This is a genomic window from Kaistella treverensis, assembly GCF_900114045.1.
GTDB lineage: Bacteria > Bacteroidota > Bacteroidia > Flavobacteriales > Weeksellaceae > Kaistella > Kaistella treverensis.
The window spans coordinates 125,093-149,113 of the sequence record NZ_FORQ01000002.1 but is presented as its reverse complement, the minus strand read 5'-3'; the positions used below and the strand labels follow the sequence as shown (position 1 = coordinate 149,113).

The 24,021-nt window shown below is 39.5% G+C and carries 23 protein-coding genes; 11 read left to right on the top strand and 12 right to left on the bottom strand.

Annotated elements, in window-relative coordinates; genetic code table 11:
• Positions 1-8 precede the first annotated feature (8 nt).
• The 8 genes from BMZ55_RS06075 (at position 9) to serS (ending at position 8,731) form a co-directional block, all read left to right on the top strand.
• Complete coding sequence (locus tag BMZ55_RS06075; RefSeq protein WP_089819563.1) at positions 9-1,340, top strand: 4Fe-4S dicluster domain-containing protein; 1,332 nt, start codon at positions 9-11, stop codon at positions 1,338-1,340.
• Between the two features lie 69 nt (positions 1,341-1,409).
• Positions 1,410-2,192, top strand: a complete 783-nt coding sequence (locus BMZ55_RS06070; RefSeq protein ID WP_089819562.1) for a (Fe-S)-binding protein — start codon at positions 1,410-1,412, stop codon at positions 2,190-2,192.
• Between the two features lie 42 nt (positions 2,193-2,234).
• Positions 2,235-2,726 (top strand): hypothetical protein, encoded by a 492-nt coding sequence (locus BMZ55_RS06065; RefSeq protein ID WP_089819561.1) that lies wholly within the window; start codon positions 2,235-2,237, stop codon positions 2,724-2,726.
• Positions 2,727-2,822: 96 nt separating this feature from the next.
• The gene (locus tag BMZ55_RS06060; protein ID WP_089819560.1) at positions 2,823-3,950 is read left to right on the top strand and encodes a glycosyltransferase; all 1,128 of its coding nucleotides are present in this window, start codon (positions 2,823-2,825) and stop codon (positions 3,948-3,950) included.
• Between the two features lie 36 nt (positions 3,951-3,986).
• Positions 3,987-5,639: an asparagine synthase-related protein gene (locus tag BMZ55_RS06055; protein ID WP_089819559.1), complete on the top strand. Its 1,653-nt coding sequence runs from the start codon at positions 3,987-3,989 to the stop codon at positions 5,637-5,639.
• Positions 5,640-6,887, top strand: a complete 1,248-nt coding sequence (locus BMZ55_RS06050) for an oligosaccharide flippase family protein (RefSeq protein ID WP_089819558.1) — start codon at positions 5,640-5,642, stop codon at positions 6,885-6,887.
• A 15-nt stretch (positions 6,888-6,902) separates the two neighbouring features.
• Entirely contained in the window at positions 6,903-7,400 is a 498-nt protein-coding gene (locus BMZ55_RS06045; RefSeq protein WP_089819557.1) for a hypothetical protein, read from the top strand.
• 62 nt (positions 7,401-7,462) lie between these two features.
• Entirely contained in the window at positions 7,463-8,731 is a 1,269-nt protein-coding gene (serS, locus tag BMZ55_RS06040) for a serine--tRNA ligase (RefSeq protein ID WP_089819556.1), read from the top strand.
• Between the two features lie 42 nt (positions 8,732-8,773).
• Here serS and BMZ55_RS06035 read toward each other — a convergent pair whose 3' ends face one another.
• The 9 genes from BMZ55_RS06035 to BMZ55_RS05995 all read right to left on the bottom strand — a co-directional run bounded on the left by BMZ55_RS06035 (position 8,774) and on the right by BMZ55_RS05995 (position 18,481).
• A complete protein-coding gene (locus BMZ55_RS06035) occupies positions 8,774-9,553 on the bottom strand; it encodes a hypothetical protein (RefSeq protein ID WP_143068754.1) in 780 nt (259 codons plus the stop codon).
• 75 nt (positions 9,554-9,628) lie between these two features.
• A complete protein-coding gene (locus tag BMZ55_RS06030) occupies positions 9,629-10,372 on the bottom strand; it encodes a sulfite exporter TauE/SafE family protein (RefSeq protein WP_089819554.1) in 744 nt (247 codons plus the stop codon).
• Positions 10,363-10,818: a FixH family protein gene (locus tag BMZ55_RS06025; RefSeq protein ID WP_039341989.1), complete on the bottom strand. Its 456-nt coding sequence runs from the start codon at positions 10,816-10,818 to the stop codon at positions 10,363-10,365. Before BMZ55_RS06025 ends, BMZ55_RS06030 begins: the two co-directional genes overlap by 10 nt.
• Positions 10,819-10,826: 8 nt before the next feature.
• Entirely contained in the window at positions 10,827-12,275 is a 1,449-nt protein-coding gene (gene ccoG, locus BMZ55_RS06020; RefSeq protein ID WP_089819553.1) for a cytochrome c oxidase accessory protein CcoG, read from the bottom strand.
• 92 nt (positions 12,276-12,367) lie between these two features.
• Entirely contained in the window at positions 12,368-13,246 is an 879-nt protein-coding gene (locus tag BMZ55_RS06015; protein WP_089819552.1) for a cbb3-type cytochrome c oxidase N-terminal domain-containing protein, read from the bottom strand.
• Positions 13,247-13,261: 15 nt separating this feature from the next.
• Complete coding sequence (locus tag BMZ55_RS06010; RefSeq protein WP_039341979.1) at positions 13,262-13,453, bottom strand: cbb3-type cytochrome oxidase subunit 3; 192 nt, start codon at positions 13,451-13,453, stop codon at positions 13,262-13,264.
• Positions 13,454-13,474: 21 nt separating this feature from the next.
• Entirely contained in the window at positions 13,475-15,754 is a 2,280-nt protein-coding gene (ccoN, locus tag BMZ55_RS06005) for a cytochrome-c oxidase, cbb3-type subunit I (protein ID WP_039341976.1), read from the bottom strand.
• Position 15,755: 1 nt separating this feature from the next.
• Positions 15,756-15,974, bottom strand: coding sequence for a cbb3-type cytochrome oxidase assembly protein CcoS (ccoS, locus tag BMZ55_RS06000; RefSeq protein ID WP_089819551.1), 219 nt, complete (start codon positions 15,972-15,974; stop codon positions 15,756-15,758).
• Between the two features lie 116 nt (positions 15,975-16,090).
• Entirely contained in the window at positions 16,091-18,481 is a 2,391-nt protein-coding gene (locus tag BMZ55_RS05995) for a heavy metal translocating P-type ATPase (protein ID WP_089819550.1), read from the bottom strand.
• A gap of 90 nt (positions 18,482-18,571) precedes the next feature.
• Here BMZ55_RS05995 and BMZ55_RS05990 point away from each other — a divergent pair, with 90 nt between their 5' ends.
• The 3 genes from BMZ55_RS05990 to BMZ55_RS05980 are packed head-to-tail and all read left to right on the top strand — an operon-like array spanning position 18,572 to position 20,469.
• Positions 18,572-19,285, top strand: coding sequence for a Crp/Fnr family transcriptional regulator (locus tag BMZ55_RS05990; RefSeq protein WP_089819549.1), 714 nt, complete (start codon positions 18,572-18,574; stop codon positions 19,283-19,285).
• 39 nt (positions 19,286-19,324) lie between these two features.
• On the top strand, positions 19,325-20,140 hold the full coding sequence (panB, locus tag BMZ55_RS05985) for a 3-methyl-2-oxobutanoate hydroxymethyltransferase (protein WP_089819548.1): 816 nt from the start codon (positions 19,325-19,327) through the stop codon (positions 20,138-20,140).
• Between the two features lie 5 nt (positions 20,141-20,145).
• A complete protein-coding gene (locus tag BMZ55_RS05980) occupies positions 20,146-20,469 on the top strand; it encodes a hypothetical protein (protein ID WP_233701910.1) in 324 nt (107 codons plus the stop codon).
• A gap of 79 nt (positions 20,470-20,548) precedes the next feature.
• Here the strand turns inward: BMZ55_RS05980 and BMZ55_RS05975 are convergent, their stop codons facing one another.
• From BMZ55_RS05975 to BMZ55_RS05965, 3 genes are read right to left on the bottom strand one after another with little or no spacing between them, the layout of a single operon-like run.
• Positions 20,549-21,007, bottom strand: a complete 459-nt coding sequence (locus tag BMZ55_RS05975) for a heme-binding domain-containing protein (protein ID WP_089819546.1) — start codon at positions 21,005-21,007, stop codon at positions 20,549-20,551.
• Positions 21,004-22,680, bottom strand: a complete 1,677-nt coding sequence (locus BMZ55_RS05970; RefSeq protein WP_089819545.1) for an Ig-like domain-containing domain — start codon at positions 22,678-22,680, stop codon at positions 21,004-21,006. Before BMZ55_RS05970 ends, BMZ55_RS05975 begins: the two co-directional genes overlap by 4 nt.
• A 28-nt stretch (positions 22,681-22,708) precedes the next feature.
• The gene (locus tag BMZ55_RS05965) at positions 22,709-23,968 is read right to left on the bottom strand and encodes a serine hydrolase domain-containing protein (protein ID WP_089819544.1); all 1,260 of its coding nucleotides are present in this window, start codon (positions 23,966-23,968) and stop codon (positions 22,709-22,711) included.
• Positions 23,969-24,021: the final 53 nt, after the last annotated feature.

The following is a 24,021-nucleotide window of genomic DNA, read 5'->3' as shown; positions in this document are numbered from 1 at the left end:
TTTTTCCTATGGAATATATTGACAATATTCTTTTTTTTGTCGCACTTGTTGTTGGCTTCGGACTTTTCTTTAAAAGTTTAAAAGAAATTTATCGAAATATTCAGTTAGGCAGGGAAATAGACCGAAGCGACCAAAAGCCAAGACGGTGGGAAACCATGGCGCGCGTAGCACTGGGACAAAGCAAAATGACCAAACGTCCAATTGCGGGAATCCTACATGTCATCGTATATGTAGGTTTTGTCATTATCAATATTGAACTTCTGGAAATCATTATCGATGGTATTTTCGGTACACACCGTTTTTTAGCCGGTATAATGGGCAATTCTTTCTATTCTGCTTTTACGGCAACTTTAGAAATTTTAGCACTTTTGGTGATTATTGCCGTGGTAATATTTTTCATTAGAAGAAATTTCTATGGAGTACGAAGATTAACAATGAAAGAACTTTTCGGCTGGCCGAAAAACGACGCCAACTGGATTCTAATTATTGAATTTGCTTTGATGATGGCATTTTTCACCATGAATTCTTCAGATTGGCTTTTACAGCAGCGCAACGCTTATGCCGCACACGGAAGCTTCCCCGTTTCTTCATCTTTTTTCGCCCCTCTTTTGGCAAATTTTAGCGATTCAGCGTTGATGTTTTTAGAACGTGGCGCGTGGTGGTTTCACTTCATCGGCATTTTGTTCTTCATGAACTATCTGTATTATTCCAAACATCTTCATATTCTTTTGGCCTTCCCGAATACCTGGTATGCGAAACTCGGTCCGCTTGGAAGATTCAATAATTTAGATTCCGTAACCAAGGAAATTAAATTAATGATGGATCCAAATGCGGATCCTTACGCCGCACCTGCAGAAGAAGATGCGAATGCGGTTCCGGAAAAATTCGGAGCAAGTGATATTTTCGATTTGCATAAAGTTCAGCTTCTCAACGCGTATTCCTGCACGGAATGTGGCAGATGCACCGCGGTTTGTCCGGCAAATATTACCGGAAAAAAACTTTCGCCGCGAAAAATTATGATGGATACGCGCGACCGTATTGAAGAAGTCGGTAAAAACATCAATAAAAACGGGAAGTTTGTCGATGACGGTAAAAAATTATTAGACGATCATATTCAGCGCGAAGAAATCTGGGCCTGTACAACCTGCAACGCGTGTGTTGAAGCCTGTCCGGTGCTTATCGACCCGTTATCAATTATTGTGGAATTGCGTCGCTTTTTGGTAATGGAACAGTCCGCCGCGCCGCAGGAACTGAACCTGATGATGACAAACATTGAAAATAATGCCGCGCCGTGGCAGTATAATCAAGCCGACCGCCTGAACTGGGCAAATGATAATTAACAAAAATCTTAGAAAATAGCACCGAAAAAATCCTCGCTTTTCACGTGCTGAAAACTGGTAAACTATAACATGGATTTCACAATAAAAACAATGGCAGAATATGCTGCCGAAGGTAAAGCTCCGGAAGTCTTATTTTTCGTGGGCTGCATGGGAAGCTTTGATGACCGCGCGAAAAAAGTAACCAAGGCATTATGCAAAATTTTGCACAAAGTAGGGGTAGAATTTGCGGTTCTCGGACAGGAGGAATCCTGCAACGGAGATCCTGCAAAACGTGCCGGCAACGAATTTATTTTCCAGATGATGGCTTTAACCAACATCGAAATTTTGAACGGTTACGGCGTGAAAAAAATTGTTACCGCTTGTCCGCATTGTTTTAATATCATCAAAAACGAATATCCGGGTCTCGGCGGAAATTACGAAGTGATGCACCACACGCAGTTTCTTCGAAAATTAATGGAAGAAGGCCGTCTAAAAATTGAAGGAGGAACATTCGCTGGTAAAAAAATTACCTTCCACGATCCGTGTTATCTTGGTCGCGGAAATGGTGAATACGAAGCACCGCGTCAGTTGCTGCAAAAACTCGATTCGGAGTTGGTGGAAATGAAAAGATGCAAATCCAATGGATTGTGCTGTGGCGCCGGTGGTGCGCAAATGTTTAAAGAGCCCGAAAAAGGCGATAAAGACATCAATGTGGAAAGAACCGAAGAAGCTTTAGCTGAACAACCGAATATTATTGCGACTGGCTGCCCGTTCTGCAACACCATGATTACCGACGGTGTAAAGCACTTTAACAACACCGAAGTTCAGGTTAAAGACATCGCCGAACTTTTAGCTGAAGCTGAAGATTTATAAAAAATCGGGCGTTATAACGGCTAATTTTTTAAATCAAAAGAAATGAAAATAGAAGAATCCAATATCGTTGAAACCAACGATTACCGAATTATAATTTATCCCGCGTCACGACAGCTGACCGCAAAAGAAAGCAAATTAATCACTGAAAAACTTTTTGATTTTCTTGCAACCTGGGCTGCGCACGGCAAACCTTTGTCCGCTTCGTTTAAAATCGAAAAAAATCAGTTTATCGTTGTTTCTGTAGATGAAGAAAAAGAAGCCGCTTCAGGCTGTTCTATCGATGAGTTGGGCGGTGTAATGCGCGAAATCGATGCGGAATTTAACCTCGGCTTATTCGACCGAATGAAAGCAAGTTTTGTGGAGAATGGTGAAATTCAGACCCTGAAACTCCAGGATTTTAGAACAGGTTTAAAAACCGGTACAATTTCTCAGAACATTCAGGTTTTCGATTTTTCCAAAAATACCTATGTGGCTTTTTTAAGCGATTTTCTTTTGCCGCTGAAAAGGAGTTGGGCCGGAATCTATGTAGATTAAACATTTAAAAAAATAAAGCTGAAACCCTTTGACATAAAGTTGTCCAAAGGGTTTTTTGTGCAATTAATTGCTTAAATTTACGTTAGAAGTTGTGCTATGCGCCATAAAATTCTATTTATTTCCTCCTGGTTTCCAAATAAGCTGGAACCTACAAATGGAAATTTTGTGCAAAGACATGCAGAAGCAGTCGCGCTTCGGCACGACGTGGAAGTTTTGCATGCTATCGGTGATTGTGCGCAAAAAGAACGTTATATTATTGATGATCAGCAGGTTAACGGCATCCGTACGCTGATTATTTATTACAAAAAATCCATCAATCCAGCCCGGAATTTTTTCCGGCGCATGAAAGCTTACCAAAGAGGTTTTTCCCAGATGCAAAAACCGGATTTGGTGCATGCTAATGTCCTTTTCAATTCCATGCTTTTTGCCGTTTATCTTAAACGGAAACATCATATTCCTTTCGTTGTTAGCGAACACTGGTCCGGATTTTTAGAAATTAACCGTGCTAAAAGGTCGAAATTAAAAGTTTTTCTGGCACACCAAATTGCAAAAAATGCCTCAGCAATTTTGCCGGTAAGCAAAAGTTTGCAAAATGATATGAAAATTTTGGGATTTACGCGCTGTTCTCATGTGGTGGAAAATGTGGTAAATATGAATGTTTTTCCGCCGAAAAAACATCATCCGCAGAAATTTACTTTTCTCCACATTTCAAATTTAATACAACTGAAAAACCCGGAAAAAATTCTGGCAGCAGCTTTAAAGCTCCGTAAGGAATTTACCAATTTCGAAATGCACATCGGTGGTGACGGAGAGGTGGAAAATTTAAACAGAATTATTTCAAGGCATAAAGCCGGAGACTTTGTAAAAACTTTTTCTACTTTAAAAATTGAAGAAGTTGCGCGGAAAATGCGCGAAAGCAGTTGCTTTGTACTTTTCAGCGATTACGAAAATTTTCCGTGCGTCCTTTTGGAATCTTTATCTTCTGGAACGCCTGTTATTGCGACAAATGTCGGCGGTATTAAAGAGATTGTAAATGGAAGAAATGGTATTCTGATTAAAAATTCGGAAGACGCATTATACGATGCGATGAAAAGCGTACTTCTGAACAAAATCGACTTCGATAAACCGGAAATTTTACACCAATACATTGAGCATTGCTTTTCAATGGAAACCATTTCGCGCAAATTTGATGAAGTTTACCGGAAAATTCTGCAGGGCCGCTGAAACATAGAAAAATTGATTTAAATTTATCTTTCAAAAATGTTCATGGCGAAAGGTTTTTCCATTTCTGTTGCTCCGCAAAATATCCAAATCAGCTCTTTTTTAGGTGGTAATTATGACGATTTTTACTTTCAAGCCGAGGCTTTTGATTTTCTTTTTGATGGTGTTCTGCTGAATAGGAGAAAGCTTTTTCAGCAATTTGCCGCAAAAGATTTTGAGGCGCTCATCCACAACATTTATTCCGGGCAAAAAGAGCATTTTTTTTCAGTTTTTGAAGGTGAGTTTCGTGGTTTTCTTTTTGATAAAAAAAGGAAAAAACTTTTGGTTTTTACCAATATCACTTCTACGCAGCGTGTTTTCTACATTTTTTTAAACAATCAGATCTTCATCGATACCGATTTAAAGCGGCTGACATTATCATTAAAAAATTCCCATTTTAATGTCGAACCTGATGTTGAGTCGCTGTATCAGCTGCTGTGTTTCACCAATCTAACTGAAGGAAAAACGCCCGTAAAGCAGGTAAAAAAACTTCTGGATGGCTATTTTCTGGAAATCGATTTTTCCGAAACTTCACTTGTCGAACGCGAATATTTCAGTTTAGCCAAAATTCCGGCTTTCAGCGGCAGCAAAGAACAGGCGCTGGAAAGGATTCACGAGGTTTTCTCAGAATCCGTTCGGTTGGAATATGAAAAAGATAGCGAGCTTGGTAAAAATCATCTCTGTCTTTTAAGTGGGGGTTTGGACAGTCGCATTGCGATGTTTTATGCCTTGAAAAATCACCGGAAACCTGACCGCGCCTTCTGCTTTTCACAATCAAAATATTTTGATCACACGATTTCGAAAAAAATAGCCCAGGAGCAGCAAATAAATTATGAATTTGTTCCTCTAGATGGCGGAAGTTTTTTAAAAAAAATCGATGAGTTGACGGCGCTGTCGGAAGGAATGGTTTTGTACACCGGCGCCATTCACGTGCAGCACGCGATGGAAAATTTAAAATATCAAAACTTCGGTTTATTTCATAGCGGGCAGATTGGCGATGGCGTTTTGGGCGGTTTTAATTCCGCTCCGTTCCGCAAAAAACCTTCGGATTTTAAATTGGTGGTAAACCGAAAATTTCTGCCAAAAATCAAAAATTCGCTTCATGAAACGCTGAAAAATTATGAAACTGAAGAACTTTTTTTGATCCGCAACATAGCTTTTAACCGAACAATTTTTGGCGCGCACGTTTTTCAGCAAAAAGCCTATCAAACTTCGCCGTTTATGACCAAAGATTTTCTGGAAACTGCTATTTCGCTGCCGGAAAAATGGAAATATAATCAGAATTTCTATCTCGAATGGCTGAATAAATATTGTCCCGAAGCCGTAAAGTACCGCTGGGAAAGAACTTTGCTAAAACCCGATGCGCGTTGGAAAACGAAATTTGGCGACCGTTTTGTAAAGCGCGGCTTTAAAATTTTAAATGAAAAAGTGCTCAAAACACCAGCAAAATCCAGCATGTATCCGTATCAGTTTTATTATGATTCGCAGCCGGAAATTCAGCGTTATTATGCGGAATATTTTCAAAATAATATTCACCGTTTAAGCGGTTTTCCGGAGCTGGAAAAGGATGTTACCGAACTTTTCGCGCAGCGCGATTTTTTTTCAAAATCACAAGCTGTAAATATTCTGGCCATTTTCAAACTCTTTTTTTAAGTGGAAAGTCTGCAACTCTTTATCAGCGATTTTTTTAAAAATAAAGGACAGCACGTTTTTTTATCGCTTTTGGTTGCCAAAATTTGCGCTTTTGCAGGCTCGCTTGTGATTATCAAATTATTACCCGAAAACGAGTTCGGAATGATCAGCATTGTGGCTTCGGTTTTCGCTATTTTTTTACCTTTCAGCGGTTTCGGAAGTCAGCAAAGTCTTCTCCGTTACGGCTCTTTGCAGGAAAATGACTTCGATAAGCAGCAGCTTTCCACGTTTTTGCTGAAAGAAGGTTTTTACCGGCAGCTTTTCTTGAGCGTGATTTTTCTTGGTGTTGCTTTTATTTACGTTGAAAAATACGACGATATTCTGGTGTTTTTTCTCTTTTTTACCATCCGCTTAATTGGTTTTTATTTTTTGAATCATCTGCAGTCGGAAGCGCGGATTTTCGGAAATAATATGCGGTTTGCACAACTAACAAATACGGTAAATATTGTCGGACTGATTTTTTTGCTGTTTCTGACCTATTTTTTTGGAATTCGCGGTTATCTTTTTTCCATAGCTTTTACACCGTTTGTGGCACTTTTTTATTTCAGGCGTGAAAATTTTGTTTTAAAATTGCCTTCGGCAAAATTTAAAAATAAGGAAATGAGCAGGTACGGCCTGTTTTCAGCGGGCACGGCGCTGCTTTCGGATACGCTTTTTTCCGCTGACGTTTTGCTTTTAAGTTTCCTGATGAATGCTGTTGCAGTCGCAAATTATAAAGTTGCTATTTTAATTCCCGCAAACATTACATTTTTAGCGCTCGCTTTTATGCAGAGTGATTTTCCGCTTCTTGCAAAAAACTTTCGGAACAAAAGCTTTCTTCAAAATTATATCACCAATTATTACAAAATTTTTATTCCGGTAAGCGCAGGAATTTTACTGGTCGGATATGTTTTCCGACACGAAATTGTAAATTTATTTTTTAATGAAAAATATGCTGCTAATTCGCCTGTTTTTTTCGTTTTGCTCACAGGCTTTTGTCTGAACCTCCTTTTCCGGAACCTGTACGGAAACCTGCTTTCTGCGGTTGGTTTAATGAAAGCCAATACGGTAATTTCATTTTTTACGCTGCTTTTGCTGCTGATTTTTTCATTCTTTCTGGTTGGGAAATTTGGCGTGATGGGAATGGCGGTAAGCTTGACTTTAAGCATGCTGATTGGCGGATTTCTGCTAACTTTTAGCTTCTATCTTTACTGGAAGGATTTAAAATAAATTATCTTTGTGGTAATGAAAAATCTTTTTTTTATTCTGATGATTGGCGGTTTTGCTGTATTATCGTGCCGGAATGAGGACGAAAATATTCAGCGAATTGATCAGGTTATTCAGCTTTATATTGATTCGTCGGGACAGGACATGCTGAATTCGAAAATTCCCGGTTCCTATACCGAAATCAAAATAAATGATGTTTATGGCGTTACCGACACCGCGCCGGTTAGTGTTTCATTGAAAAAAGATGCAGACACGGTAACTTACCTGGAATATATTGCTGATGCAAAACGCATCACCATCGATTCAAGCGCAGCATTTCAAATTTATGAATCGAAGCTTGCGCTGGAACTCACGAAAAAAATAAATGATTCCACGAGTTTTGTTACCAACGACACGCTTAAAATTCAATATCAGTCAACGCCGGAAATTTTTCAGGTTTCAAAAATCTGGTATAACAACGTGCTGAAATTTACCAAAACCGATCAGCCGCTGAATGTGGTAAAAATCTCCAAATAATACGTAAATTTGCCGCTTACTGACGGTTTTTTTCCGTTTTAGAACTCAATTTTTTTTAGCTTATGTTACAAGTAAATTTTTTACGCGAAAGTAAAGACCGCGTTCTTGCTGGTTTGCAAAAACGAAATTTCAAACAACCTGAATTGGTAGATGAAGCAATTGCTGCGGACGATCAGCGCAAAAAACTTCAGTTTGAACTTGACCAAAATTTAGCGGAAATGAACAAAATTTCGAAAGAAATCGGGATTTTGATGAAAGAAGGTAAAAAAGAGGAAGCTGAAAAAGCGAAATCTAAAACCGCGGCGTACAAAGAAAATTCGCAGGAATTACAGCAAAAACTGAAAGATGTAGAAAATCAGCTGCTGGAAATTTTATATTTAATTCCGAATATCCCGTACGAAAAGGTGAAAGCCGGAAGTTCTGCGGACGACAACGAAATTATTTACCAATCTCACGAGGTTGAAGGTTTGGGCGAAGGTGCAATTCCGCACTGGGAATTGGCAAAAAAATATAATTTAATAGATTTTGAACTTGGTGTAAAAATAGCGGGTGCCGGTTTTCCGGTTTATTTGGATAAAGGTGCTCGCTTGCAAAGAGCATTGGTTCAGTATTTTTTAGATAAAAATGTGGACGCAGGTTATATGGAAGTAAATCCGCCACATGTTGTGAATGAAGCGTCGGCGTACGGAACGGGACAATTGCCTGACAAAGAAGGTCAGATGTATTTTGCGGCTGAAGATAATTTGTATCTGATTCCGACTGCGGAAGTTCCGGTGACGAATATTTATCGGGATGTAATTCTGGAGGAGAAAGATTTACCGTTAAAGAACACGGCTTTTTCACAATGTTACCGCCGTGAAGCCGGAAGTTATGGCGCGCACGTCCGTGGTTTGAACCGTCTTCATCAGTTTGAAAAAGTAGAAATCGTACGTTTGGAAAAACCGGAAAATTCCTACGCAGCACTGGAAGAAATGGTGAAACATGTGCAGTCGCTTTTGGAAGAATTAGAGCTTCCGTACCGTATTTTAAGGTTATGTGGTGGTGATATGGGCTTCACTTCAGCGATGACTTACGATTTTGAAGTTTGGAGCGCAGCTCAGGAAAAATGGCTTGAAGTTTCTTCGGTTTCGAATTTCGAAAACTTTCAGGCAAACCGCCTGAAATGCAGATTTAAAAGCGATGGAAAAACGCAGTTGGTTCATACATTAAATGGTTCTGCACTTGCGTTGCCGAGAATTATGGCGGCGATTCTGGAAAATAATCAGGTTGAAGGCGGAATAAAAATTCCGGCAAAAATCGCGGAATATGCGCGTTTTGACCTTATCAGCTAAAATTTATAAAATCAAAAAAACCGCCTAATAAGGCGGTTTTTTTTATTCTGTTGTGACGATTATTTTTTTGTCTTTGTTGGTGAGTTTTTTGCCATCATCCAGCAAATCGTCGCTGCGGACGTTGATCTGAATGGTTTTCTTATCGATTTGTTTAACGAAATCGTGCTTCCCAACTATTGATTTTATCGGTTTCTGAAATTTGATTGTGCTGGAAAAATTTACCGGAAACATTTTCATCATCCCCATTACACTTTGCGCCATTTGTCTGCCGTAAGCTTCAATGGAATCGCTTTTTGTTTTCGGATTTTTAATTTCTTTTTGTTCTGCGTTTTCTTCGATGGTATTTAAAAATGAGGCAGAATTAAATTTATCGGTATCAATGGTTAATGTGTTGCCGTTCCATTTCGCGATATTTTGGAGCGGTAGTCTTTTCAGTTCTTTACTTTGGCTTAAAAGCGATGTCACTTCCTGTGGCAAAAGTTTATCGTATTTTAATGAAACACCGTAGATTTCGCCTTTGTCTTTGTTAAGTTTTACAAACATCTTCTGCAAAACTTTGGTGGAATCTTTATTCAGCGTTAAAAGGTTGTCTTTTTGTATATCGTAAAAGCTTTTCCAGTCCGTGGAAAGCTTTGATAAAGCTGCAGGTTTAGACTGGTCGCCGCTCATCATATTCATCATCGAGAGCATGCCTTTATCCATAAGAATATTCGACTCCATGCTGGACGCCGAATCTTTGTAATATGTAGTTTCTGTGTTAACGGAGCAGGATTGAAGCGCGATGAGACCAACTGCAGAAAGCCAAAGCCCTATTTTTTTCATCATCATGATTTTATATCTATTTATTTGAGCTTCAAAATAGATACCAAAATACGGAACAGGTTAAAATTCAGAAGTTTAATGACAACTTTCGTGGTTGCCGTGCTGATGTTCGATAGAATTGTTGTGGATAACCTGCATTGATGCTTTTTGTGGCGAAACGTACGGAATGCCGAGTTCCATGCCGCGAAGGATAAATAAACCTCCTAAAATAATCATCATTACAGGCACAATTTTTAAGATTTTCAGGCGCAGCGCACTGGTCATTAAATTCCCGACTAAAACCACCAAAAACATAAACGGTAAAGTGCCGAGTCCGAAAAGCGCCATAAAGCCTGCGCTCTGTAAAATTCCACCAGCAGCGAGACTTGCGGTTAATGCCATATAAACCATTCCGCAAGGTAAAAGTCCGTTCAGCAAACCAGTGGCGTAACGCGAACGGTAATCTGCTTTTTGAAGCAGTTTGGAAAGTTTCATTTTTACTTTGAATAAAAATTCGGATAAAAAGGGCAATTTTGAAGCAAAATCTTTTCCGCCGAAGGAAAAAACAGCCATTAAAATGAGAAGAATTCCCACCGCGATGGTAAGATATTGCTGGAAGCCAACCATTTCAAATCCTTCACCGATTATTCCCAAAACTCCGCCTAAAATAGAATAGGTGGTAATTCTGCCAAATTGATACGTAAGATTTTGAAGGTAGAAATTGGTAGACTGTTTTTTGGTCAATCCCATCGACAACGCAATCGGGCCACACATACCAATGCAGTGAAAACCCGAGGCGAAGCCCAGCCCCAATGCCGAAAGTATTAGCGCTAGTTCCATAACACGTCGTAATCTACCTGATACGGTTTTTTATCCTGCTGCCATTTGATTTTTAAAGTGTAGGAACCTTTCGAAATTACTTTTGCAGGAATTAAAATGGCGTGAGCTGCGTCCAGGGAAAGTTCTTTTTTCACGTCGAGGTTGGAATCATCCGTGCGGTATAATTCAAAATTTACTTTACCGTTTTCCGGTGTAAGCGTTTCAGGAAACAAAATTTTAATTCCCGCTGGCGATTGCTGAAAACTTGGTTTTTCTGCCAGTAAATCGGCATTTTTTTTAGAATCGATGACGGTCTGATAACTTAATTCATCCTGATAATAATCGTCGGAAACCAGCTCTGAATTTTGCTGTCCTTCCGGAAAAATAAGAATCATAAATAAGATGAACGCTATGAATGATGCTAATGCCACGACAATGCCGTGACCCCAGCTGAATTTTTTGAACATTTTTTTGCTTAAAATTGAATTTTAAATGGACCTTCGAAATACGTGTCGAAAGAATCCAATAATTTGCCTGACGTATCATAAACGCCGATTTTTACTTTTTGTTTTGAAACCTGGACTTCTTTTTCGGGGAAACTGATGTTTACTGTCCCTTTGGTTATTTGGTCCTTTTTGAGCATTATTTTGTCTTCTCCACTCAAGGTAACTTTTCCGTGTTTAGGTTCAATAATTTTAACAGTCACAATCTGATCTTTTGTAGATTTATTCAGGAAAGTATAGTTATAAATATTGGTGATGTTTCCGTCACGCACAAAATAAGATGAGCCGGCAGGTTTAATGAATTTCGCTTCCATTTCGCCGCGGTTACTTAAAAGAAAACCAAGGAATCCGACCATTAAAATTAAAACAGCGGAGTAGGCTTTCATTCTGTTGGTGAATTTGAAAGGCACTTCCTTTTCAATCTCATCTTCGGTTGCGTAGCGGATAAGCCCTTTCGGTAAACCAACTTTTACCATTACCTCGTCACAAGCGTCGATACAAGCGGTACAGTTTACACATTCCAGCTGTTGCCCGTCGCGGATATCAATTCCGGTTGGACAAACTACTACACATTGGTTACAGTCGATACAGTCGCCTTTACCTTCGGCAGCGCGGTCTTCACCTTTTCTCCATTTTGAACGGTTTTCACCTCTTTTAAAATCATAGTAAACATTGATAGTCTGCTTGTCTATCAAGACGCCCTGAAGTCTTCCGTAAGGACAGACCAAAGTACAAACCTGCTCGCGGAACCACGCAAATGTAAAATAGAATGCAGCGGTGAAAAGAATCATTACCAAAAAGTTCGAAAAGTTAGCGAACGGTCCCTGCTGCATGATGTTCAAAACTTCCTGATGTCCTACGATGTACATAAACATCCAGTGAGTAATGATCAGCGAGATGATTACGAAAATAAAATATTTTAGGCCTCTTTTGCCTATTTTTTCCGCATTCCATTCCTGGCGGTCCAGCTTCATCTGCTTGTTTCTGTCACCTTCTATCAGATAATCTATCTTACGGAAAATCATTTCCAAGAATATTGTTTGCGGACAGATCCATCCACAAAAAATACGCCCGAATACCACCGTAAAAAGTATGATAAAGACGATAGAAGTTATAGCGCCCATCGCCAGGATGAAAAAATCCTGAGGATAAAATGGCTGACCAGCGATAAAAAACTGGCGATCTAAGATATTTAGTAATAATAAAGGGTTGCCATTAATTTTAATAAACGGAATGGCGAAAAATAATGATAATAAAATTACGGCTACTAAGGTTCGGTAGTCGGTATAGCGGCCTTTAGGTTTTCGTGGGAAAACCCATTTCCGCTTACCAGACTGCTCCATTGTACCTACTGAATCTCTGAAAGTTTCAGCTTCTACAACTTGCCCCTGTCCACCTCTATAGTGTTTTTCTTCTGACATTTTTTTCTCAAATTAAAAAAAACATAATCCGCTATCCCGTTGTATAAGATAACAAATTATGTTTTCATAGTAGTGTTGTTTTTGTTTGATGTTTATTTCTCCCAGTTGGCGGTAGTTCCCTGTGGAGCTGCGCCACCTTGTGCAGGTGTAATAGGTGATTGCTCCTGGTTAATATGATAAACATAAGCGGCTACATTCTGGATATCAAATCCTGTAAGTACACCGTTTTTACCGAAGGCCTGCATCGCCGGATTATTCGGACTTCCATTTTCCACCATGTGGAAGACATTTTTAAATAAAGTTTTCTCCGGTTGGTTAATCCAGTTGTTATCGGTTAAGTTTGGTCCAATTCCTCCTTTTCCACCGTCACTGTGACAAGATACACAGTTGGTTTTATATACTTCTTCACCGGCTGCAATATTATCCGGAGAGAAAACTGCATTTTCTATTGTTGGCGGTGGAGTGTTTTTCATGTACTCTTCAATACTTGCAGTTTGCGCAATGTATTCTCTGTCGTATTCCGGCACCTGATGTGCAAAATCTGTTGTCCAGTATGAAACCATATAAATTACACAATAAATGCAACCTGCATAAAATAATCCTAACCACCATTTTGGAAGTTGATTGTCCAACTCCATAATTCCGTCAAAACCATGGTCAATTAAGATGTCCTGCTCCTGAGTATTCGATTGCTTTTTAAAGGCACTTTCATACAAAGTTTTGAAGTAAGGTTGCTTCTTAACCGAAAGATATTCTGTCTTTTGATCCAGCGTCAGCTTTTTGAACATGTCATTCTCTATCAAATCTCCAATGGTGTTGTGAATCATGGATAAGATGATTGCAATCGCTACCGTTCCCCAAAAATATGGTGACGAAAGGAAAGAGGAGTCCTGCACAAACATGTAATAAATGATGAATAAAATCACAAGAATTACAAGTATGGTAATGTATACGGGTGTTCTTTGTTTCATAATAGTTTAGTTTTTCTAAAGATCTTTATCTTCAATATCATCGTTTAAAGGTGCATTCTCTTCTTCTTCGTAGTATTTCTTCGGTCTGGAAAAAACGTAGAACACAATACCTAAGAAAAATATGATAAACAATATCATGGCGATGGTCTGGTAAAGACCAACATTATCGCCGTTTGCTAATATATCTTTTACACTCTGCGGTATCATGACAATGCAGTTTAATTGATATTAATTGGTGCTAGCCGTTTTAATCTCTGTTGTTTTAATATCCGTACCAAGTCTTTGCAGATAAGCAATCAAGGCTACGATTTCTTTCTTCTCCAAAGGAGTAAAATTGGCTCCTTCAGCGGCTTTTTTATCTTCATAAGCTTTTTTAACGTCAGCTGCTTCAGAATAAATTTCTTTCACAATAGCGCTTGCCTGGTTATCAGCCCATGAGTCAGCGGAATCAATTTGTGCCTGTGTGTACGGAACATCAAATGTATTCTTCATCAACTCAACTTTAGCTACCATCTGGCTGCGGTCAAGGTCACGAGAAATCAACCATGGATATCTTGGCATGATGGAACCTGCAGAAGTTACTCTAGGGTTCAACATGTGCTTATAGTGCCATGAACTTGGGTTTTTACCACCTTCACGGTGCAAATCCGGACCTGTTCTTTTAGAACCCCAAAGGAAAGGTCTGTCATAAACAAATTCTCCTGCTTTGGAATATTGCCCGTTTTTACCGTTGAATCTGACAACCTCGTCTCGGAATGGTCTGATCATCTGCGAGTGGCAAGAGTTACAGCCTTCGCGGATATATAAATCACGACCTTCCAGTTCAAGTGGTGAATAAGGTTTTACCGCGGCTATAGTCGGTACGTTTTCTTTAATGGTAAGTGTCGGTACAATTTCCAGGAAACCTCCGATTGCAACGGCAATAAATGAAAGTACTGTAAGCAAAGTCGGCATTCTTTCAATCCAAAGGTGAAGTCCTTCGCCTTCTTTTCTTTTATTGCTGATTTTTGCTAAAGCTGGTGCTTCTGCAGGAACTTCTTTCTGGAATGATCCGCTTCTTACGGTAGCAACAAGGTTCACACACATCAGGATCGCTCCGGAAATGTAAAGGAAACCACCCACAAATCGCATTTGATAGTAAGGGATAATCGCTGTTACAGTATCTAACCAGTTTTTGTAAACTAAAGTTCCGTCTGGGTTAAACTGTTTCCACATTAAACCTTGCGTAAATCCAGCGATATATAAAGGCACGGCATAGAAAATAATTCCTAAAGTACCTAGCCAGAAATGCCAGTTAGCTAATTTTACTGACCACAGTTTGGTTCTCCACATAATTGGCAGGAGGTAATAAATCATCCCGAAAGTCATGAAACCGTTCCAGCCTAAAGCTCCGACATGAACGTGACCAATAACCCAATCGGTATAGTGACCAATTTTATTTAATGTTTTTGTAGCCAATAAAGGTCCTTCGAAAGTCGCCATACCATAACAGGTAATTGCTACTACGAAGAATTTTAATACAGGGTTTTCTCTTACTTTATCCCACGCACCTCTTAATGTAAGAAGTCCGTTAAGCATACCACCCCAAGACGGTGCAATAAGCATGATGGAGAAACCGGTTGCTAAAGCCTGAGCCCAACCAGGAATTGCAGTATACTGTAAGTGGTGTGGTCCTGCCCAGATATAAACGAAGATAAGCGACCAGAAGTGGATAATCGACAGTTTATATGAAAATACGGGTCTGTCTGCTGCTTTTGGTAAGAAATAATACATTAGACCAAGGATTGGCGTTGTCAATACAAACGCTACCGCATTGTGGCCGTACCACCACTGAACCAAAGCATCTTTAACACCTGCGTAAGCTGAGTAAGATTTCCAACCTGCGAAAGATAAAGGAACTTCTAAGTTGTTGAAAATGTGAAGCATCGCAATTGCCACCCAGGTCCCTAAATAGAACCAAATAGCAACGTATAAGTGTCTAACTCTTCTTTTGATGATTGTTCCGAACATGTTAATTCCGAAAACAACCCAGATAACAGTAATTAAAATATCAATTGGCCACTCGTGCTCTGCATATTCTTTTGAAGTGTTGATCCCCATTAAGAATGTAATAACCACTGCTACGATCATCAACTGCCATCCCCAGAAGTGAATCCAGGAAAGAGTGTCGCTGTACATTCTGGTTTTCAATAATCTCTGCAAAGAGTAATATGCACCGGCGAAAAAGCCGTTACAAACAAAGGCAAAAATTACAGCACTGGTGTGCAGCATTCTGATACGGCCGAAACCGAAAGCGCCATGGGTATTAATTAAACCCTGAAGATTACCGCTTTGTAAACTGACGATGGTAGCATCATCTGTCCCAAAGAAATACTCAGGAAGTTCGGGGTAAAATAACATTAAAGCGGCGGTAAGTCCCAGCAAAAAACCAATAATCCCGAAGACTACGGTTGCATAAAGAAAGGCCCGCACAATGTTATTATCATAACTAAACTTTTGTGTCTCCATATTAACTAATCTCTTTTTCTTCTATATTTTTATTTTCTTTTTCCGGCTGAGATTTCTCTTTTTCTCCGTTTTCTTTTATGATTTCCGACTCTAGCAGTATTCGTACCGCCGGCGATTCATCATCCTCAAACTGCCCTTTTCTTGCACTTATTATAAAAATGATTAGAAAAATTACAGCAAGTGTAACGCTGCAAAGAATCATTAAATACAATATTTCCATTTCCTGCAAATTTAGGCAATATGTCGGTCAAATTTACTTAAAAATTATGATATTCCTCACCTGATGTTAAGTTTTGTTAATTTAAATTCCTTCTAAATAACTGCTTTTTTTCCGGGTTATTTATTGGTTTTAAAGTACTTACCGGAACGCGTCCACGTTGCAACTGAGGTGAAAATTACCACTGTAATCGAACTGATCGGCATCAGAATAGCTGCCACCAAAGGTGAAAGATGACCCGTTACTGCGAAGCTCAAACCGATGATATTGTAAAAGAAGCTTATTCCAAACGTAAATTTTACGATTTTTATTGCGTCCTTGGACAAATCAAAATAATCCTTTAAAAAGCGCATTTTTTCTCCAGCCATAATCACGTCCGACGACGGCGTGAATGAATGCGTATCGTCTGCCACAGCTATTCCTACATTACTTTGTTTCAGCGCGCCGGCGTCATTCAGACCGTCGCCCAACATCGCCACTTTTCTACTTTCTTCCTGAAGTTCTTTAATATAATTCAGCTTGTTTTCCGGGCTTTGGTTGAATTTCATTCCCGCGATATTCGGCACTAAACTTTTTAGCGAACTTTCTTCAGAAGCATTATCACCACTTAAAATATGAACCGGAAAATTTTTCAGCTGCGCGAACATTTCCGACATATTTTCACGGTATTCATTGGTGAAAATAAATTTCCCCATAAAACGGTCTTTTTTTGAAATATAGACCGCTGTTTCCAGGTTTTTTGAAGGTTGATTATTAAACGACGCCGAACCAACTTTATAAATTTCTCCGCGAACAGTTCCGGAATAACCTTTTCCGGCTGTTTCCACAAAATTTTCAACCGGCAGATATTCTTCAACCACTTCCAAATGCTGGTATAAAGTTTTCGAAAGCGGATGGTTTGAGTTTTTCAATAGACTTTTCAGGTTAATCAGATCAAATTCTGAAATCGTTTCCCCTTCATAGCTGATATTAGCTTCTTTATTGTGCGTAATTGTTCCGGTTTTATCAAAAACTAGCGTGTCGATTTTTGCCAGTTTTTCAATAGTCAGCGTATCCTTTACGTAGAATTTATTCCGGCCTAAAATCCGCATAATATGGCCTAAAGTAAATGGTGCCGAAAGCGCAAGCGCACACGGACAAGCCACAATTAAAATCGCAGCCACAACCTGAAACATTTTTTCGAAATCAACCTGCGCCCAATAAATGCCTGCAAGCAAAGTAATTCCCAGAATGATAAAAGTGAAATATTTGCTGATATCGTTCGTAATGGTGTCCAGTCCGGTTTCAAACTTTTTGAAAGCTTCTTTATTCCAAAGCTGTGTAAGGTAACTTTGGTTCACGGTTTTTATCACCTCCAGTTCCAGAACAGAACCGATTTGTTTTCCGCCCGCAAAAATTTTATCGCCTGGTTCTTTAGGAATGGAGGCACTTTCACCGGTAATAAAACTGTTATCGATGTTTCCTTCACCTTTAATAAGAATCACATCCACCGGAATAATTTCCTGGTTTCGCACCATGATGCGATCACCAATTTTTAGCTCGTTTAGCAGGATATTTTTCTGTTCTCCATTAAAATCGATTTTCGTAACCGCAATGGGATAAAAAGATTTGTAATCGCGGTCATACGACAAAGCGCTGTAGGTTCTTTTCTGAAAAAGTTTGCCCAAAAGCATGAAAAATAACAGTCCGCACAGCGTATCGAAATATCCCGGTCCGTAGTCGGTTAAAACTTCGTAAATACTTCGGCCGTAAAGCATTAAAATTCCCAAAACAATCGGAACATCAATGTTTACAATTTTATTTTTCAAGCCAAACCAGGCTGATTTAAAATAATCTGAAGCTGAATAAAACACGACCGGCGTCGCTAACAGGAACATGATAAAGCGGAAAAGATTTTTGTACGTTTCCATCCAGAAATCGGTAGTTCCCATGACCTGTTCGGCGTATTCCGGATAACTCAGGAACATTCCGTTTCCAAAAGCAAAACCTGCAATCGCGAGTTTTACAATCAAAGTTTTATCTAAAAATTCCTCCTTTTTCTCTGCAGTTTCTAAATTAACAACCGGTTTATAACCGAGATTGGTCAGAAATTTTGCGAGGTCGCTTAATTTCAGCTCATTATGATTAAAGGAAATTTGCACGTTTTTGCGGGTAAAATTTACCTGCGAATAGTTAATGTTGTTGTTCAAAGTCTGAAGACTCTCCAGCAGCCAAATGCACGATGAACAATGGATAACCGGAATTTTAAAAGTTACCAAGGTTGTATTACCTTCAGAAAAATCGGTGACTTTGGTGAAAACTTCGGGCGTGTCCAGATAATCAAACTGTGCGATATTTTCATCATTCGGCCGGATTCCGGAACTTTTATTCATTTCATAAAAGTTGCATAAATCGTTCATATTCAGAATATCAAATACCGATTTGCACCCGTTGCAGCAAAAGGCTTTGTTATCGAAGGTGATGCGCTCCCTGTCAATCGTCTGACCGCAGTGAAAACAGTTTTCTGACAATGTAATCTTTATTAGGGGTGCAAAATTATAAAATTATATTTGGGTCTGGCACTTAAATACCCTATTTTTGCTGATAAATGTCATATAACTATGTCCTTAGAGAAACATACAATGATCGAGGAGCGGCTTCGGCAAGTCTTTAATGATCAAACCTTTAAAGAATCTTTATCACCGGAAGATTTTAACGCTTATTTAACCCAAAAAAAGACCCTTAATTTCCATAAAGGCGGGATCCTTTTTGAAGACGGCGAAATACCGGATGGCGTTTATTTTCTGAACAAAGGAACCGCAAAATTATCTAAACAGGGCGTTTACGGAAAGGACCAGATTTTACGCTTTATCAAAGAAGGCGACATGATTGGTTACCGCGCCATTCTTTGTGGTGAAAATTTCCAGGCTGCCGCCGAAGCGATGACCGACATCGAAGCCACTTTTTTACCTTCGGACCTGTTTCTTCATTTATTGGAAGTAATGCCCGCGCTGTCTTTTGTAATGTTGCAAAAAATAGCCTTTGAGCTCGGAGAATCTTCAAATACCGTTACCTTTTTAGCACAGAAAACAGTTCGCGAAAGACTTGCTGAAATTCTGCTTTTGTTGGAGCAGAAATTAGGCACAGATCCGGAAGGTTTTATTAAAATTTCATTGACGCGCGAAGAAATTGCGAACATCATCGGAACGGCTACAGAAAGCGCCATCCGTTTGATTTCGGAGTTTAAACAGGATAAATTAATCGAAGTTGAAGGCCGGAATATTAAAATTTTGAACCACGAAAAACTGGTTCGTCTTGGTCACGTTACTTTATAAAAACTACAGCAAGTTACTCAACCTGCAATTACGAAAATTATGTCTGTACACTCAGAAATAAAAAAAATCACCACTGAAACTTTGCGAAAAATGAAATTCGACAAAGAAAAAATCAGCATGCTTACCGCGTACGACTTCACCACTGCAAAAATGGTGGATGCGGGCGGGGTAGATGCGGTTTTAATTGGTGATTCCGCAGCAAATGTAATGGCAGGTCACGAAACCACTTTGCCCATTACGCTGGACCAAATGATTTATCATACGCAATGCGTTACGCGGGGTATTGAACGCGCTTTGATTGTTGCCGATTTGCCTTTCGGCAGTTATCAAAGCAATCCCGAAAAAGCGCTGGAATCTGCCGTGCGGATGATGAAGGAAGGCGGCGCACACGCCGTCAAAATTGAAGGCGGCAAAGAAATGGAACAGGAAATTTCAAAAATCGTAAACGCGGGAATTCCTGTTATGGGACATCTCGGCTTAACGCCTCAATCCATTTACCAATTTGGGACTTACAAAGTTCGCGCGAAAGAAGATGAAGAAGCAGAAAAGCTCATCAATGATGCGAAATTGCTTGAAGAATTGGGTTGCTTCGCCTTGGTTTTGGAAAAAATTCCGGCAGATTTGGCCCAAAAAGTTTCAGACAGCATTTCAATTCCAACCATCGGAATTGGCGCCGGCGCGGGCTGCGATGGTCAGGTTCTCGTTTACCACGATATGGTCGGCATGAACAAAGGTTTTTCACCCAAATTCCTCCGCCGATATCTCGATTTATATACCGAAATTACAGGCGCAGTCTCCAGCTTTGTAAAAGATGTGAAAACCGGAGATTTCCCTAACCAAAACGAAAGTTACTAATGAACATGAACACTACAACCCTTCAGGGTATTTTATCAATCGGTGCGTTAATCTGTATCGTCATCGGGTTTTTTAACCTGTTCCCTCAGAATATCAATGATTTTCTGTATCACCGACTTTTTTACGTGCTGATCGGGGCAAGTTTTGTCCTTCAAGCGCCGACTTTAACCAATAAAAATTTAATTTATCCGATGTATATCGCCGCCGGACTTTGTATTGTAGGCGCTTTTATGCGTCCGGATTCTCAGGTTGCGGTTATTAAAACCATCGGATTATTTGGCGGTGTTTTAATGTCGATCTTCTCAAGACCGAAAATAACACGCGGATAAATTCAGTTTAATAAAAACGAAAAATTTGCCGCTTTTAGCGGCAAATAAATTTACTTAAAAACTATTTTTCTTTTAAAGATTAATAGTTTTTTGTTTTTAAAATCTGCTCAAAATAGTTTGCAACCAAAGTGCGCTCAGCTTTTGTAAGGTTGGCTTCCGGATGTTTTGAAATGTATCCCGGCATCGGCATGGTGTAACCTTTCACCGAATGAACCGAATTTTCAAGCATATCTTTTTTCAAATCTTTATTGATGTTTCCCCATTCTGAAAGGTTTAAATGTTCGCGTCCTTCATCCACATGATTTTTTATCGACCAGGAAATGGGCGCGATGTACGCGTAATCCGGATAAACCGTTTCGTTGGAATGACAGTCGTAGCACGCTTTTTTTAGAATCTGCGTCACGTTTTTCGGCGTATTGTAAATTTTAACAAAATCAGCTTTCGCATCTACAGGTTTATTTACGCGGTTTACCGGAATAAACTGTATCAGCGCGATTACAATTAAAAACCAATAAATGATGTTGAGGAAAACTTTCATGGTTTATTTATTACCGGCTTTTCTGGCATTTTTTCCGGAATTTCTGAAGTTGATGTTTCGCTGCTTGTCGGCAATGTCCAGGTTTCTTTTATTTCCCAAAGTGGCCGGATTTCCACAGCTTTTTCGAAAGTGTAAACAGGTTCTGCGAAAATATTTTCAGCAAAATTTGCTCTGTCCCAAACGCCGTTTTCATTTTCGTCAACCAAAATCCGAAGCTGATATTTTTCCGGTTTTAAGCCCGAAAAATTGATATTTGGATCAGTTCCGTATTTTGAATAAGCTACTTCGCCATTTGCACTTATAAGTTGTGTCCAGAATTTTTTCGCCGGCCCATTTATAATTGTTAAAGAAAATGAACCGTAATTTTCGGTCTTATCAGATTCAAAATCAAAACGATATGATTTTGCTAAGCTTTCGTAATAGGATGAAACGGTTTCTTTCGGAATGGAAAGTGAATATTTTTTTCCTTCAGCAAAATTGGATTTTACGTGTATTTCAAACGGATTTTCTTTGGATATTTCCGCTGTAAAATCCTGCTGAATACTGTCTAAGGCTAACGTCCATTTTTCAGCTGCAATTTCATTAATGTAATAATTGCTGCGGATGATGAAATCTTTTTGCGGCGGTAAGAGATTACCGCGCGCGTTGCTCAGCAACATTTCGTTTTTCGTGTTGTAACGGTAGAAAACCGAAACCGTGTCCTGCTTTATTCCGTTGTCATAACTGAATTTTAAATTTTCATTGCTTTCAATGCCAATATTTTGCTGATTTGCATCGAACCAGACAAAAACCGAATCGGATTTTGGCGCGTGCGTTATTTTATAGTCTTTGAGCTTTTCGTTCAAAGATAAAACATCCACTTTCTCCGGATTTCCTTCAAAAGTCATTAAAATTCCGCCCGGAACTTCCTTCATTTCCAAATATTTGTTGCTTTTCTGGGAAGGAACCAAACTTAGTTGAAGCCCGGAAATGCTTTTGTCCAGATTAATATTTTCAGCCAAAAAACCGACCTGCTCTTTCCCCGGATCGTACACGGAATTCGCGTTGCTGTCTTCGAAGGCTAAAACTCTATATTTTCCTGGCGCCAGATAATTCAGTTCAAAATAGCCGTCCGGATCAGCCATTGTGATGTAATAGGGTTTTTGGCGGAAGTCCATGGAGTCTTTTTGCTGATACAATCCGACCACAATATTTTTCGATTCACCACCTTTTTCGGTGTCGGTTAAAAGTTTTTTTACATCTCCGCTGATGAACAAACTGTCGATTTTTTCGCCGGTAGAAAAGGCAAAATTGTAATATCCGAGCGCGTTTCCCTCGTTATTATCTACAATAGCATTTCCGAAATTGAAATTATACGTGGTATTTTCCTGTAAAGTATCGTCCCATTTAATGAGCAGAAATTTATTCGCGATACCGGAAGGTAAAATCTTGGTAATTTTTTTGATCGGTGGAGAAATAATAAGCTGGCGGCTGATTTCTTTTAAATTGATGTATTCATCGAAATCAATGCGCAGTTCTTTGATGTTGCGCGATACATTGGTGCGCGGACTGTCAATATTACTCCCGATTACCTGTGGCGGAATGCTGTCCCGAGAACCACCAACCGGCGAACCCACGCGGGCACACGACGTGAAAAGAAAACCAAAAAGTAAGAGAAAGAGAAATCTTTTCATGTAACGGATTTCTGCAAAATTACTAAATTTATTCACTGTACACCGCGTTGCTCAGTTTTTCCGCGGTAGTGTCGGTCTCATTTATTTCTTTTTGAATTTTTGCCTTTTCAAACGGGAAATTTTCAAAAAGTCCTGAAAGCGCCAACGCTGTATAAACTTTGCTCGAATATTTATTACCAATGGCGATAATCGTAACCTGGGACTTCAATAAATGTCCGAAAACCGAGTTCGTACCGTGCCACCAACCGTTATGGTAAGTAAGTTTTTCGTCTTCATTGAAAACTTTCATGCGGAACCCCAAACCGTAATTGTTTACGCCAGGTCTTTCGTTGCTGTACGGCTCAAAAATCAGATCCTTTAAATCCGGTCGAAGGAAATTTTTCGCAAATAAGGCTTTTGAGAAATTTAGCAAATCGCGCGGCGTGGTGTACACATTTTTATCACCGTAGATCAAATCAAGCCGGTCATACGGATAGACTCTCGGGCCGCGTTGGTAGAAAGATTTGGCCGCTTTATCCATATACTTTTCCTTTAAAATATAGGAATGATTCATTTTTAACGGTTCAAAAATCATTTCATCCATCGCCTGTGGAAACGGAGTTTGGGTGACTTTTTCAATCAGAAGCGCGAGCAGTGCGAAATTGGTGTTGCAATACATAAAACCGGTATCGGTATCGCGCGCGAGATCGGGTTTATATTTAATCAGCATATTTAAAATGTCCTGATTTGAAAGATATTCCTTGGACATTTCCGCTGGCGCAGGCTGAATTTTGTCAATAAAATACTCGTATTTCGGTAGTCCGCTGCGCTGGCTCAGCAAAGTGAAAACGGTAACTTTTGGATAGGGAAAACCCGGGAAGAATTTGGTGAGCGGATCCTGTAGCTTAATTTTGCCCGCTTCCACCAACTTTAGCGCCGCCATTGCCGTGATGGTTTTAGAAACCGAAGCCACATGCAACGCGACTGTATCATTAATTGGTTCTGTATTATTGGCTTGTGCAAATCCGCGGTAACCTTCATACAGAATTTCATCGCCTTTTGCCACCAAAAAACCGCCCCATAAACCACCCTCTTCCCACACTTTTTTGTAGTATCGGTCTAGAACCGCGACGACAGAATCTTTATTCTCAAGCTTATTGTCTTTTCCTTCGAAAATGTTGTCCAGCTCTACATTTCCGAAGTTGGGTAGGGAAGTTTCTTGAGTTTGAGAATCTGAACCTTCTTTATTACAGGAAATTACGACGGTAGAAAAAAGAAAAAAACAGAAAAAAAGGCGGAAAAATTTCATTAAAAAAGGATTTTGCTTTAAAAAATCACCGCAAGATAAGAGATTTTACCAAA

Bases quoted from the DNA above. Each gene is read 5' to 3' on its own strand.
- BMZ55_RS06075 (WP_089819563.1), top strand. From the start codon at position 9: ATGGAATATATTGACAATATTCTTTTTTTTGTCGCACTTGTTGTTGGC.
- BMZ55_RS06070 (WP_089819562.1), top strand. From the start codon at position 1,410: ATGGATTTCACAATAAAAACAATGGCAGAATATGCTGCCGAAGGTAAA.
- BMZ55_RS06065 (WP_089819561.1), top strand. From the start codon at position 2,235: ATGAAAATAGAAGAATCCAATATCGTTGAAACCAACGATTACCGAATT.
- BMZ55_RS06060 (WP_089819560.1), top strand. From the start codon at position 2,823: ATGCGCCATAAAATTCTATTTATTTCCTCCTGGTTTCCAAATAAGCTG.
- BMZ55_RS06055 (WP_089819559.1), top strand. From the start codon at position 3,987: ATGTTCATGGCGAAAGGTTTTTCCATTTCTGTTGCTCCGCAAAATATC.
- BMZ55_RS06045 (WP_089819557.1), top strand. From the start codon at position 6,903: ATGAAAAATCTTTTTTTTATTCTGATGATTGGCGGTTTTGCTGTATTA.
- serS (WP_089819556.1), top strand. From the start codon at position 7,463: ATGTTACAAGTAAATTTTTTACGCGAAAGTAAAGACCGCGTTCTTGCT.
- BMZ55_RS06035 (WP_143068754.1), bottom strand. From the start codon at position 9,553: ATGAAAAAAATAGGGCTTTGGCTTTCTGCAGTTGGTCTCATCGCGCTT.
- BMZ55_RS06030 (WP_089819554.1), bottom strand. From the start codon at position 10,372: ATGGAACTAGCGCTAATACTTTCGGCATTGGGGCTGGGCTTCGCCTCG.
- BMZ55_RS06025 (WP_039341989.1), bottom strand. From the start codon at position 10,818: ATGTTCAAAAAATTCAGCTGGGGTCACGGCATTGTCGTGGCATTAGCA.
- ccoG (WP_089819553.1), bottom strand. From the start codon at position 12,275: ATGTCAGAAGAAAAACACTATAGAGGTGGACAGGGGCAAGTTGTAGAA.
- BMZ55_RS06015 (WP_089819552.1), bottom strand. From the start codon at position 13,246: ATGAAACAAAGAACACCCGTATACATTACCATACTTGTAATTCTTGTG.
- BMZ55_RS06010 (WP_039341979.1), bottom strand. From the start codon at position 13,453: ATGATACCGCAGAGTGTAAAAGATATATTAGCAAACGGCGATAATGTT.
- ccoN (WP_039341976.1), bottom strand. From the start codon at position 15,754: ATGGAGACACAAAAGTTTAGTTATGATAATAACATTGTGCGGGCCTTT.
- ccoS (WP_089819551.1), bottom strand. From the start codon at position 15,974: ATGGAAATATTGTATTTAATGATTCTTTGCAGCGTTACACTTGCTGTA.
- BMZ55_RS05990 (WP_089819549.1), top strand. From the start codon at position 18,572: ATGTCCTTAGAGAAACATACAATGATCGAGGAGCGGCTTCGGCAAGTC.
- panB (WP_089819548.1), top strand. From the start codon at position 19,325: ATGTCTGTACACTCAGAAATAAAAAAAATCACCACTGAAACTTTGCGA.
- BMZ55_RS05980 (WP_233701910.1), top strand. From the start codon at position 20,146: ATGAACACTACAACCCTTCAGGGTATTTTATCAATCGGTGCGTTAATC.
- BMZ55_RS05975 (WP_089819546.1), bottom strand. From the start codon at position 21,007: ATGAAAGTTTTCCTCAACATCATTTATTGGTTTTTAATTGTAATCGCG.
- BMZ55_RS05970 (WP_089819545.1), bottom strand. From the start codon at position 22,680: ATGAAAAGATTTCTCTTTCTCTTACTTTTTGGTTTTCTTTTCACGTCG.
- BMZ55_RS05965 (WP_089819544.1), bottom strand. From the start codon at position 23,968: ATGAAATTTTTCCGCCTTTTTTTCTGTTTTTTTCTTTTTTCTACCGTC.